Source organism: Formosa sp. L2A11 (assembly GCF_009796865.1).
GTDB lineage: Bacteria > Bacteroidota > Bacteroidia > Flavobacteriales > Flavobacteriaceae > Formosa.
On record NZ_CP047028.1, the window covers coordinates 2,673,696 to 2,686,008 of the forward strand.

Sequence of the window (12,313 nt, forward strand, 5' to 3'; positions counted from 1 at the left end):
CTATCTCGGGATCTCTACGGCTTCAATAATTTGTTCAATAATTTGTTTGCTAGATAATCCTTCCATTTCTCTTTCTGGAGTTACAATTACTCTGTGTTGTAGCACAGGAATGGCTGCTCTTTTAATATCTTCTGGTGTTACAAAATCTCTACCTTCTATAGCCGCAAATGCTTTAGATGCTTTTAAAATAGCAATACTTGCTCTGGGTGAAGCTCCCAAATATAAAAAGGAGTTAGATCTTGTATTTACCACAATATTGGCAATGTATTTTAGTAAATTATCTTCTAAATTAATTTGATTAACTAAGGCTCTATACTGTTCAATTTTTTCTCCAGTAATTATAGCTTCAATTTTTTCAATCTTATCTGCATTTACTAAAGCTTGTTCTCTAATAATAATTTCTAACTCTTCGTCTGCAGTAGGATATTCTATATTAATTTTGAATAGAAAACGGTCTAATTGGGCTTCTGGTAATCTGTATGTTCCTTCTTGTTCTATAGGGTTTTGAGTTGCTAAAACAATAAAAGGTTCTTTCATTTTATAGGTTTCGCCGTCTATAGTTACTTGTTTTTCTTCCATGACTTCAAACAAAGCAGCTTGTGTTTTTGCTGGCGCTCTGTTAATCTCATCAATTAAAATCATACTAGAAAAAATAGGACCTTTTTTGAATTCGAAATCGGATGTTTTTGCATTAAAAACAGAGGTTCCTAAAATATCCGATGGCATTAAATCTGGAGTAAATTGAATACGACTAAAATCGACATCCATAGTTTTAGATAGTAATTTAGCTGTAATGGTTTTTGCAACACCAGGAACACCTTCTATTAACACATGTCCGTTTGCTAAAAGTGCAACAATAAGCAAGTCCATCATGTCTTTTTGGCCTACAATAACTTTCTTTAATTGCTGCTTTATGTTATGAACAGCTTCTTGTAGTTCAGAAACATCTATTCTGTTTTTAAATTCTAAATGCTCTGAAACTTCAGTGTTAATTTGATCTTCCATGTGTTATATTTTAAAGAAATTTTCTATCATTTTATTTAGTATAATTAATTCATTTTCTGAGCAATCGTACTTCTTATTTAAATCGATTATAGTATGTATTAAATATTTTGTACTCTGTAAGTCGTTATTAGATTTTAACGCGAGGTTTTGTATAAATTGACTGTTTAAATTTGTTGTACTGATTAAGTATTTTTCTCTAACTTTTTCTAAGAAGTAAGCAATCTTTTTATCGACTAGATTTTTATGATCTTCTTCTTTTAAATATAAATTAGAAATGGTTTGAGTAAACTCTACAGTCGAATTTTGTAACGGCTTAATAATTGGAATGGCTCTTTGTTTTCGTCGGGCATTAAATACCATAAACAACAGTAGTCCAATGCTAGACACAGCCAAAAACCATGTTAATGTAGAATGTTGTAAAAAGAATTTAAAAATAGACTCTTGATCGTCGTCTTTAGGCGGACTATATTTACTAGATTTTATTTGCGGATCCCATAAAATATCTGCCGAAGGTAAATAAGAAAACACATGTTCTGCATAAGCTTCGCGGCCATTTATCATGTTAAAATTTGTAAAGACAACAGGATTTGTATGTAAATATATGGCGCCTTCTCCATAATAAATTTTTATAAAATTAGGTTGCTTTTTTCCTGCAACATCTAGTGTGCCTAAAACAATGGTGTTATTGGTATTGTAGGTGTCGAAATACTGTTTTCTAATGTTTCTATCGAAGGTGTACGTTTCGTTTTTAAATACCTTGTTTTCTAAATACAGTGTGCCTTTTAAAACTTTTAAATCTTCTGGAGTAAAAGCATTTTGGTCAAGGTTTTTGGTCGTAAATTTTAAGGTGTCTTTTAAATGCTCGTCAAAATAATTAAGAGATAAAAAAACAGTATTACCACTTTTTACATGGTCTAATAGATAATCTTCTCCGTCTGAATCTAGTTTAGTAGCATCAGATTTTATACATATATAATTCCCGAAATTATTGTCTTTTACATTCTCAAAGAGATAATCGTAAATGTTTTCTTTTAGATAATGTACATTCTTTCCAAACAGTGTTTCGGCTTCATTATAAACAATATAGGTTCCAAACGGACTCTTATTTTTTTCTTTAAAATTCTCATGCCAATCTGTTTTATTACAACTTGTTAGGCTAAATAAAATAATTAAAATCAGGTAGGTTTTTATGTTTGTAAAGAAACTCAATGTATAGAATTAAAAATGGATTTATATTTCTTTTCTACCGTCTTAAAGGTCTGTGAATCTATAGGGAACTCGCCATACCAAACGTAACTGTATATGTGAGATACGTCGGAAAATTGAGATCTAATTTCTTTGTTTTCAATTTCAAAGACATATTCTGTATTGGTTTTGTCTTTATGGTATGAGATGGTTTTTTTATCAGATAATTTTTTTAATAACGATAAGTAATAATATCGGGTTGCTAATCTAAAATCGGTATCTGAGATTGCTTTTTCAAGGAGTTTGCTAAAATCTGTATCATGAATATTTTCGTCTTCATAAATTAATTGATCTGCAACTTTTTTTGTTGCACTTTTAAAGCTCCAAAAACCAACATCTGAGCCAATAAAGGTTTTTAAAATAATAAAGACCACAATCGCTCCTAAAATAAATGGAAAGATAGAGGTCATAAAATCTAAAAAAACCGCTAGAAAATTAACCCCATCTGTAGTCAGTTTAGAGTTTTTGGCTTCGTTTTTAGGTGCTTTTAAATTATCTACATATTTAAAATCGTTACCATTATATTTTTCTTTTAAGTTGGTTTTAAACGACCGGTTTGTTTCAATATCTGTGTTTTTATTACACACAATCGAATCTATTTCAACCTGATAATTATCTTGTAAATGTGTAGAGAAACCATATGTAGTGGTTATAAATAATAGTAGGAGTAAGCACGTTCTCATCATCTTAAGGCGTGTTTTTTTGCTACTTTAAAAGGTAGAATAAGATAATAATAACTAATAGTAACTAAACTAAATATAATAATTGCAAAACACATAACAACGGGCATTTTATTAGAATACCTTGTAATATATCCTTCTAAAAGTGCTGCCATAATGGTAAACGGAATGGTGCTTATAAAAATTAAGAACGCTTCTCGAGCGCCTATTTTAAACGACTGAAAGCGTTTTAATGTCCCCGGAAATAATATACTTGCGCCAATAATATAACCTGCTGCTGCTTCTATAATCATTCCGAAAATTTCGTAAGTTCCGTGAATCCATATCCCTTTTATACTATCAAAAAAACTATTGTGCTGATAAAAGAAGGCTTGAAAAACAGCAACCATAATGGCATTATAAGCAATATAAAATCCTGTTCCTATACCTAAAAACAGTCCAGAAAGAAACATATTTAAACCTACACGCTGGTTGTTGTCGTAAATACCAATAAATGTTCCCCAATTACTACCGCCTTTGTAAATAGCCATAGCATCTCCGCTTTCAATATTTTCTAGGGTTTGGTCTATATAACTATTTCCTAAAATTTGTCTCGCAAAAGAATCGTCGTTAAACGTAGATAATAAGCCAATAAAAAAACAGATAAAGAAAAATATAAATGAAATGTAAATGTATTTTCTATGCTTGTATGTGAGAAGCGGAATGGTGTCGAAAAAGAAATTTAAAACGGTATTTTTAGCTCTCCTTTTTGTGTGATAAACCTTATCGAAACTCGATTTTGCAAGCTTATTTAAATAGGTAGTCACTTTACTTTTAGGGTAGTAGGTTTGTGCATATACTAAATCGTTCATGATTTTAATATGCAAATCGGTAATATCGTCTGGGCTTTTTTTATCTTTATTTAAACTTATTTGTTCAAATTCAAGCCATTTTTCTTTATTTTGCTTTATAAAAGCGACTTCTCTCATTAAGGCGAATTTAAACATTGCATGAAAAGACTCCAAATAAAAACAGCACAAAATGTAGACATCAATTTTACCATGGCTAACGTAGGGCAGCGGTTGTCTGCTTTTATTATAGATAATATTATAAAATTAGCATATATATATCTTGCTTATACATATTTAGACTTCCATGTTATTGAAAACACAATGGAAAGCGATCAATGGTCTATAAAAGCTATAGATATTTTAATCTTTTTACCAGTTACTTTTTATTCGCTTTATTCTGAAATATTATTAAACGGACAAACTATTGGAAAGAAATTACTTAAAATTAAAGTCATAAATATAGATGGGTTTAAACCTTCTATATTAGATTATTCCATCCGTTGGTTTTTAAGAACTATAGATTTTAATTTTTTCTCGTTAATCTATATATACATCGCGTCTTTAGGATTAGGGTCTGAATATGAATTGTTGATTTTTATATTTTTATTAGGAAAACTGGTAGGCTTTTTAATGATTATTTTCACGAAGAAACATCAGCGTTTTGGAGATTTAATGGCAAATACCGTTGTTGTTTATCTAAAAGATGACGTGAAATTTTCTGATACTATTTTAGAAAAAATCACTGACACTTATAAGCCGTTGTATCCGGCTGTTATTAGATTATCGGACAATGATGCCAGAATAATTAAAGAAACATTTAAAACGGCAAGCAAAATTAACGATTACAGTACTTTAGTAAAATTAAGAACTAAAATTATTGAAGTTACAGGTATTAAAATGACTCATAAAAGTGATAAGGAATTTATAGATGTTGTTTTAAAAGATTACAATTACTACACTCAAAGTATGTAATAGAATTAGTGAGAATGAATCTGTTTTTATCTTAAAAAAAGATTCTCAAGATAACCAAATCACGATACGAGTATTCTTATTGTAAAAAAAATCATCACTAATTATAACGGAACCATTTGGTTAGAGAGTGAAGAGGGTGTTGGTACTACTTTTTTCTTCACGCTTTTAAAACCGTAAACGATCTTACTATTTTTGTTTAATAAATTTTAAAGGTCTAAGGCTTACAAAAGCCACTGTATACACGAGTAGTAAGAGTAAATACCAAGCATTACTCACTAAGTCCAGATAATCTATTTTGCCTTTCGAAAAGCTTAAAATCATTAATACTTGTGCACCGTAAGGTAATAACCCCTGAGAAATACAGGAGAAGATATCTAAAATAGAGGCTGTTTTTTTGTTGTCTAAATGGTATTCATCATTAATAGTTTTACTAATCGGACCAGCAATAATAATAGAAACTGTGTTATTTGCTATAGCCATATTAATGGTACTTACTAAGGTTGCAATTCCTAATTCTGCTGTTTTTTTACTTTTAATTAGCTTTCTAATATGAGTTAAGATATAATCTATACCTCCATTTTTTTCAACTAAAGCAGCCAAACCTCCAGTAAGCAACGATAACAAAAAGATTTCTGTCATATTTGTAAAACCTTCATAAGTAATTTTAGTGGCTTCTAAGAGTGTAAAATCGCCGTAAATTATACCTAAAAGACCAGCAGATAGTGTTCCTAATAATAGAGTTACAAACACATTAACGCCTACAATAGAGAGTATAATAACCAATACGTAAGGCAGTATTTTTATAACCGAATAACTATATACTACAGCCTCAGAGTCTGCTGTTTCTAAGCCTAAACCTTGAAAAATTAATATGGCAATGGTAAATAGCGCTGCAGGAATTGCTATTTTAATATTCTGTTTAAATTTATCACTCATTTTACAACCTAAAGATTGGGTTGCTGCGATAGTGGTGTCTGAAATTACCGATAGATTATCTCCAAACATACTTCCGCCTAAAAGCGCACCACATAAAATGGCTAAATCTGCACTACTTTTATCAGAAAAACTAACAACAATAGGGGCTAGCGCTACAATTGCTCCTACAGATGTTCCTGTAGATACAGATAAAAATCCTGCGATAATAAAGATTCCAACATAAATATATTGAATAGCAATATAGTCTAATCCCAAATTTACAATAGCATCTACACTACCTGTTTTACTTGCAACGGCAGCAAATGCACCTGCAAGTAAGTAGATTAAACACATGGTTAAAATTTTAGTATCGCCACAACCTTTTAGAATAGTTTCTATTTTAGAATTAATAGATTGTTTAAACATTACAAAAGCAACGATTATACCACCTATAACGGCAACCGGAGAAGGTAAAGCATAAAAATCGTCTTGATAGATACCAACACCTAGAAACGTAAAAACGAAAACGAGTAAAGGGATTAATGCTGAAAACTTGGGAGTAGTTATTGTATTAGCCATGTCTTATTCTTTTTAGAAGGAGTATAGTAGCAAATACGTAGAAGGATGAATTAACATTTGTTCCAAATAATTGGCTTATCTATTTAGCACCTTGCTCGTTATTGCAGGTTGCTATCTCCTTTTTATTGAGATTCTTGATAATTATTTAAGTTGGCGAAAATACTATATAAATCGATAGGGGATTCTTAAAAAATGTTAAATTTAATAAGCTGTTTTTTATGTTAAGTATTTTTGATTGTTTGCTTTTAAAGCACTTTCTAAGTGCTATTAAATTATAACGTAATTTAAACTTCAAAATAGAATAAAAAAGCGTTTTAATACTGTTGTAATAAACAGCATTAAAACGCTTTAGATGTATTTATCTATATTCAGGGTTCGAGAAATTCCAACGGGTACCATCATCCCAAGCTTCCCTTGAATTTCCATATGCCGGATAACCATCTTGCTCTTTTAACATTTTAGCTAAATGCATTAAGTTATAACTCATAAAAGTTGTATTACGATTAGTGAATTCTGAATCGTAGCCTACTGGCGGATCTATAGTTTTTCCTTTCCATTCGGTATCTCCATAACTAGGTCCGGGGCCGACAGAACCAATCCAACCTGCATCTGCTTGTGGCGGAATACTATATCCCAAATGTTGTAATGCATATAACATACCCATAGCACAATGTTTTACACCATCTTCATTCCCTGTGATTATACAACCACCAGCTTTACCATAATATACATATTGACCTTTATCGTTTTGATAACTACTCATGGCATACAAGCGCTCTATTAATTTAGAAGCGACCGAAGACCGTTCTCCTAACCATATGGGTGTCCCTATGACTAAAATATCTGCAGCTTTAATTTTTTCGTAAATACCTGACCATTCATCTTTTTCATAACCTTCTGTAGTCATATCTGGTTGCACACCTGCTGGAATATCATAATCTGCTAGGCGTATTGCTTCAACAGTAACGCCTTCAGATTTCATTATATTTATGGATACATCCATTAGATTACGGGTGTGACTTACTGAGGGTGATTTTTTTAAAGTACAATTAACAAATACGGCTTTTAAATTACTGAAATCTATTTTTTTCATGAGTTCTTGTCTAAAATTAGTGTAGGTTATTATATGATGCAAAACATTAATAATTAAATGAACGTTTTGTTTTATGTTTGAAATGTTAGTCTAATTAACTATGATAGTAATAATATAATTTACGTCATTTTAACATGTGCTAAAAGACATAAAGTGATTTGTTTTTCCCAATGACCTTGGCTGTAACCATACCAAAAACAATATATGGGATAAGGAAAGCTGTTAATCGTATATTTATAAATCCATTTAATGAAGCCATTCCAATTTGTGTACTAATAAGTACAAGCACACCAAATACAATTCCCTTTAACCAGATATTTTGAATATGTACTTTGGGAGCAAAAACAAATACATACCCTAATCCAAAGAGTATTCCTATTACGAAATGCATTATCCAGCCTATAACCAAAGAAACATCCATTGCCTTCGCTAATAGCTCCCAAGGAACCATTTTAGGCAGTCCTATGTTTGGTGCGACTGCCATAATAATTGTCATTGCCACCGTGCCCAAAATGCTTGCTGCGATATACTTTGGAATTTTATTATTCATAATACTTCTATTTTTGTATTCAATCTGGCATATATTTTATCCCTGAGACTGTATTAACAGAAAAGGGGGTACTCACATTTTCATAAAAAGTAAGGTACAAGAAGTATTTAGTTAGTATTGACTCATTCCGTTATACTATTGCCGTAATTAAAATACGTCTCTTTTATAAGACAGATTTAAATCTGTTTAAATACTAATTTGTAATGCATAGTTTAAAAAAAATACATTTAAATGTCTCTCAAACATTTAGCGTTTGATCTTAAAAAATAGGCGCATTCGCATAGGCTACTAAATTAAAACCGTTACTTTTATAATTCTTAATTTATAACATGTCAGTCCCCAATAAATTTTCGTTAGTCAATCCTAATAAATGTCCTTTTTTCTACGGTTATATTGTCCTTTTTATAGGAAGTATAGGTATTCTTGCCAGTATTCCTGGGCAAACGGTTGGTGTTTCTGTGTTTACAGATCCTGTAAAAGATGCTTTGGGCTTAAGTCGAAATCAGTTTAGTAATGCTTATATGTTTGGAACCTTATTAAGTGCCTTTTTTGTCTCTAAAGCAGGAAAATTATTCGACCGTTTTGGTGCACGTTATGTGGCTTTTTCAGCGGCTATACTTTTAGGTTTATCTTTAATTTTATGTTCTATTTCTGTACAAATTAGCGAAACTATAAAAGGGATATTAAATGTGAATTCATGGGTTGTACCTTTTGGAGTAATGTGTGTCTTGTTTTTCTTTATTCGTTTTAGCGGACAAGGCGTGTTAACAATGGCATCGCGAAATATGATTATGTTGTGGTTTGATATCAATAGAGGGAAAGTAAATGCAATTAGTAGTGTGACTGTATCTTTAGGCTTTTCGAGTTCGCCATTAGTAATGAATTATCTTATAGAAAACCATGGATGGGAACGTAGTTGGCAAATACTAGCCGTGTGTTTATTTATTTTTAGTTTTTGTATTCTTCAGTTATACAGAAATAAGCCAGAAGATTTTAATTTAATCCCCGATGGTGTTCAAAAAACAATTAAAAAAGTAGTTGAAGCTCCTAAAAAAGCAGTGAGAGATTTCACTTTAGCCGAAGCTAAAAAAACTCGTGGATTCTGGATGTTTGGTATGGTAATTTCCTTTAATAGTTTCTTTGCAACAGGATTTACCTTTCATGTAGTGTCTATTTTTGCAACTCAAGGTTATACAAGAGCTCATGCCATTGCTATTTTTATTCCTGTTTCTATTATTGCCTTATCGGTGTCTACCTTTTGTAATATTTTAAGCGATTATATTAGTCATAAAATATACTTATACGTTATGTTGTCCGGAGGTGTTTTAGCATCTTTAGGTTTGTTGTTTTTAGCAAGTCCAATGGGAGTGTATGCTTTAGTAGCAGGTTTAGGAATAATGAGTGGGTTATTTGCTGTAATTAACGCTGTAACTTGGCCTAGATATTATGGTCGATTGCATTTAGGTGCCATTACCGGAAAAGTAATGAGCTTTTTAGTTATTGGTAGTGCTATTGCGCCTAGTTTGTTTAGTTATTGCTTTACAACATTCGGGTCTTATACTTATATTAGTTATATGGCTTTAACTTTTTTATTGTTTTTAATTATTGGATCTGTGGTAGTTAAGAATCCGCAATAATGGTTCTATTATTCCCTATTTTATGATATATAAAGATTCGTACTAATTTGTATATTGAATTCGAATCTAATACTTTAAAAATATATCTAAACAACATTAAATAGTGCACACATTTTAGTAATAATATTATCATTTTAGACATTTAAAAATAACATATGAGACTATTAGTATTCTTATTATTTATATCAAATTTCACATATGCTCAATATTGGGGTGGACAAGAAATTAATGAATCAGATTTAACCGATTGGATTCCGACATTTGAGACTGATTATACAGGGATTTACCATTTTGGAGAAAGCGAAAGTGAGTCTGATTTTTATTTATTTTTTGAAGGGGATTATATAATTGGACAGGTTCAGAATGGATATTGAGAAGATGAATCCGGTATCAGGAAAAGTAATTATATAACACTATCAAACATCTCAATAGATAAAAAAGGAAAATTTACTAGTGATCAATATTCGGGGCAATTTATTATATATAAAACAGAATCTGGAAACAACATAAAAGGACTTAGAATTAATAACCCTTGGACGAGATGGATTGAGAATAGTAAATTTGAAATTGGATATAGAAAAGCTCTTAAGTTTGAATACATTTATTATGGAATGTATAATCAAGCATCTTCTAGAAAATTAAATATTGAGGAGTTAAATAAAATGGACTCTAAAAGTTTAAAATTAATGAGAAATGAAATTTTTGCTCGATACGGTTACATCTTTAAAAAGGGAGGAGAAATGGATACATATTTTAGAAAGCAAAAATGGTACAGACCTGAACATAAAAAAGTTGAACAGTTTTTAACCGAAATAGAACGGTATAATATAGAGCTGATTATACATAACGAGTAAAATTATGTGAGAACTTCAAGAACGTTTATTTGCTAATTTTAATTTAAAGAATGAACTTAAATTATGGATTATTAAAAAGCATATTATTCACAGTAAAAATGATAAAGATATTTCTATCATTCGACTGTAAAATCTATATGAGGCCACCAAGAACCAAAGAAATTTGGGAAAAACGGAAACCAATTATATTAAGATACTTTTCATCAAACTGTACATTATCACTAACATCACTTTTTTAGTTTGATGTTTTACCATCAGGAATTTTTATTTTAAGCCGCGTTTAATAAAAATTACTCTTTTTTAACTTTTAATTGCTTTTTAAGTTTTTCCTTAAACATAATAGCAGCACTTGTATAACCACCTTCTGTACCATCTACAAAATGAATATGTTTTTTTCTTTATCTTCGATATAACAAGACATTATAGACGCGTGAGTAATATGCATACCATAAATAATTTTATGTTCAGATTCTAAATTGTCCAGTACAATTTTTAACGTATTTACTTGCTTATCTGTTCCAGAAATTACAGTGTTTAGAAAACCGTCTAACATTATGGTATCAGACAATTGGGTAACTCGATATTTATATAGTTTACCTGTTTTATAGAACTTAAAATAAAATAGCCCGAATAATGTAACTAGCCAATTACTAATTAAATAACGGAATTGATAAGTTCCAATTTTTGCATACATCTCACTTCTAATTTTATCTAAAGATGTATTTAGTTTTAATTTGATAGTAGAAATAGGATTACGCTTTTGTAAATCGCCAAAAATAAGGTCTATCTCTTTTATAATAGTACTATATATTTCGGCTTGTTTTGTTTCATCATCACAATCTACAAGCAGACATATTACTTTTTTATCTGTTTGGTTAGGATAAATTTCGTCCCATCTGCATTGCATGCCTTCCAAATTGGGTTTTATATTTTCTTGAGTGTTGTTTTTAGATGCTGTAAAACATTCTTTTATTATGTGTTCTGCATATTTCAATCCATTACCCAATACTACCGGAGTTGTAAGATATTCATTTTGCTTTAGTTTTGTAATTTTTAAGGTTACGTTATTAGCATAAACATTTTCAACATCTAAATGTCCGACGCGTAAATTAAGCTGAAACGTTTCATTTATAGCACTTGTTCTTATATAAATCAGATCTTAAAAATAACAATTCTCAACTTAATCTTAATCGATTTTTTAATAAAAAGCTAGCGTTTTAATTTTGTCTATAACACAATTCCCTCATTAGTGACATTGCCTATAATTAAGATTTTGAATATCCGTTTTCATTCAATTAATTATTTAAGAATAAAACGGAATTATCTCCTTTGGAATTTAGAAAACAATTTAATTAGGAACAGATATGGTTTTAAACGTTACTATTACCAACAAGACTTTCTAAAGCATAATGTAATCTGTTTTGGGCATTGGCTTGCGATCCAAAAATAGAACGAAACAGTTCACCATGTTCTGAAATTAGAATCCATTGTGGTGTGCCTTCAGCATTAAATTGGTCGAATACCTGATGCTCTCGATCTATATAAATAGGAAACGGAATTTCGCCACTTGTAAACACGCTTTTAATATTTTCTTTTGTGCCTTCTCTGTTTTTAAAATCGGCATGAATTCCTATTACTTGAATAGAAGGGAAGGTTTGCTTAAATTCGTAAGCCAAAGGAATAGCACGTCCTGTACAGCCTAAACAATCGTTATTATAGATAATAAGTAACAGAACTTTATTTTTATAAGCAGACATTAAATCTGTAACATGGCCATCTAAATCTAAAACGGTTATGGATTGTATTTCTGTACTCATAAGGGTATCTGTTTAATAAGGAATACAAATTTAGGTTTTAATTATTTTATACAACACTTAATAGCTTTCATCTTAAATTCATTTAAAGGATTTTACTCATTTTAATATTTTTATTTATGGAACGTGCTATTTAAAG

13 protein-coding genes, 1 pseudogene and 1 riboswitch are annotated in these 12,313 nt (G+C 30.4%); of the genes and pseudogenes, 5 read left to right on the forward strand and 9 right to left on the reverse strand.

Annotated elements, in window-relative coordinates:
• The 4 genes from GQR95_RS11715 to GQR95_RS11730 are packed head-to-tail and all read right to left on the reverse strand — an operon-like array spanning nucleotide 1 to nucleotide 3,898.
• Nucleotides 1-1,005: a MoxR family ATPase gene (locus GQR95_RS11715; protein WP_159023334.1), complete on the reverse strand. Its 1,005-nt coding sequence runs from the start codon at nucleotides 1,003-1,005 to the stop codon at nucleotides 1-3.
• A 3-nt stretch (nucleotides 1,006-1,008) separates the two neighbouring features.
• On the reverse strand, nucleotides 1,009-2,214 hold the full coding sequence (locus tag GQR95_RS11720) for a DUF4350 domain-containing protein (RefSeq protein WP_159023335.1): 1,206 nt from the start codon (nucleotides 2,212-2,214) through the stop codon (nucleotides 1,009-1,011).
• Nucleotides 2,211-2,936: a DUF4129 domain-containing protein gene (locus GQR95_RS11725; protein WP_159023336.1), complete on the reverse strand. Its 726-nt coding sequence runs from the start codon at nucleotides 2,934-2,936 to the stop codon at nucleotides 2,211-2,213. The genes GQR95_RS11720 and GQR95_RS11725 overlap by 4 nt, the downstream gene beginning before the upstream one ends.
• On the reverse strand, nucleotides 2,933-3,898 hold the full coding sequence (locus GQR95_RS11730) for a stage II sporulation protein M (RefSeq protein WP_159023337.1): 966 nt from the start codon (nucleotides 3,896-3,898) through the stop codon (nucleotides 2,933-2,935). The genes GQR95_RS11725 and GQR95_RS11730 overlap by 4 nt, the downstream gene beginning before the upstream one ends.
• Nucleotides 3,899-3,919: 21 nt before the next feature.
• Here GQR95_RS11730 and GQR95_RS11735 point away from each other — a divergent pair, with 21 nt between their 5' ends.
• Together GQR95_RS11735 and GQR95_RS17100 are read left to right on the forward strand one after the other, a co-directional pair.
• Nucleotides 3,920-4,732, forward strand: coding sequence for an RDD family protein (locus GQR95_RS11735; RefSeq protein ID WP_159023338.1), 813 nt, complete (start codon nucleotides 3,920-3,922; stop codon nucleotides 4,730-4,732).
• 78 nt (nucleotides 4,733-4,810) lie between these two features.
• Entirely contained in the window at nucleotides 4,811-4,909 is a 99-nt protein-coding gene (locus GQR95_RS17100; RefSeq protein WP_370514552.1) for a hypothetical protein, read from the forward strand.
• A 9-nt stretch (nucleotides 4,910-4,918) separates the two neighbouring features.
• On the opposite strand, the gene GQR95_RS11740 is transcribed toward GQR95_RS17100, so the two are convergent.
• From GQR95_RS11740 to GQR95_RS11750, 3 genes are all read right to left on the reverse strand, one after another.
• Nucleotides 4,919-6,226 carry a Na+/H+ antiporter NhaC family protein gene (locus GQR95_RS11740; protein ID WP_159023339.1) on the reverse strand — a complete coding sequence of 436 codons (1,308 nt, stop codon included), beginning with the start codon at nucleotides 6,224-6,226 and terminating at the stop codon, nucleotides 4,919-4,921.
• Nucleotides 6,227-6,272: 46 nt separating this feature from the next.
• A riboswitch (SAM-I-IV-variant riboswitch) is annotated at nucleotides 6,273-6,372 on the reverse strand.
• A gap of 212 nt (nucleotides 6,373-6,584) precedes the next feature.
• The gene (locus GQR95_RS11745) at nucleotides 6,585-7,319 is read right to left on the reverse strand and encodes a flavodoxin family protein (protein WP_159023340.1); all 735 of its coding nucleotides are present in this window, start codon (nucleotides 7,317-7,319) and stop codon (nucleotides 6,585-6,587) included.
• Nucleotides 7,320-7,458: 139 nt separating this feature from the next.
• Nucleotides 7,459-7,869, reverse strand: a complete 411-nt coding sequence (locus tag GQR95_RS11750; RefSeq protein ID WP_159023341.1) for a DUF6789 family protein — start codon at nucleotides 7,867-7,869, stop codon at nucleotides 7,459-7,461.
• A 329-nt stretch (nucleotides 7,870-8,198) separates the two neighbouring features.
• Between GQR95_RS11750 and GQR95_RS11755 the strand changes: the two genes are divergently transcribed.
• The 3 genes from GQR95_RS11755 (at nucleotide 8,199) to GQR95_RS11765 (ending at nucleotide 10,360) form a co-directional block, all read left to right on the forward strand.
• Nucleotides 8,199-9,506: a nitrate/nitrite transporter gene (locus GQR95_RS11755; protein ID WP_159023342.1), complete on the forward strand. Its 1,308-nt coding sequence runs from the start codon at nucleotides 8,199-8,201 to the stop codon at nucleotides 9,504-9,506.
• Nucleotides 9,507-9,661: 155 nt separating this feature from the next.
• Nucleotides 9,662-9,880, forward strand: coding sequence for a hypothetical protein (locus GQR95_RS11760; RefSeq protein WP_159023343.1), 219 nt, complete (start codon nucleotides 9,662-9,664; stop codon nucleotides 9,878-9,880).
• Between the two features lie 237 nt (nucleotides 9,881-10,117).
• Nucleotides 10,118-10,360: a YARHG domain-containing protein gene (locus tag GQR95_RS11765; protein ID WP_159023344.1), complete on the forward strand. Its 243-nt coding sequence runs from the start codon at nucleotides 10,118-10,120 to the stop codon at nucleotides 10,358-10,360.
• A gap of 290 nt (nucleotides 10,361-10,650) precedes the next feature.
• Here the strand turns inward: GQR95_RS11765 and GQR95_RS11770 are convergent.
• A pseudogene (locus GQR95_RS11770) lies at nucleotides 10,651-11,516 on the reverse strand (DUF3095 family protein).
• 214 nt (nucleotides 11,517-11,730) lie between these two features.
• Entirely contained in the window at nucleotides 11,731-12,177 is a 447-nt protein-coding gene (locus GQR95_RS11775) for a redoxin domain-containing protein (protein ID WP_159023345.1), read from the reverse strand.
• Nucleotides 12,178-12,313: the final 136 nt, after the last annotated feature.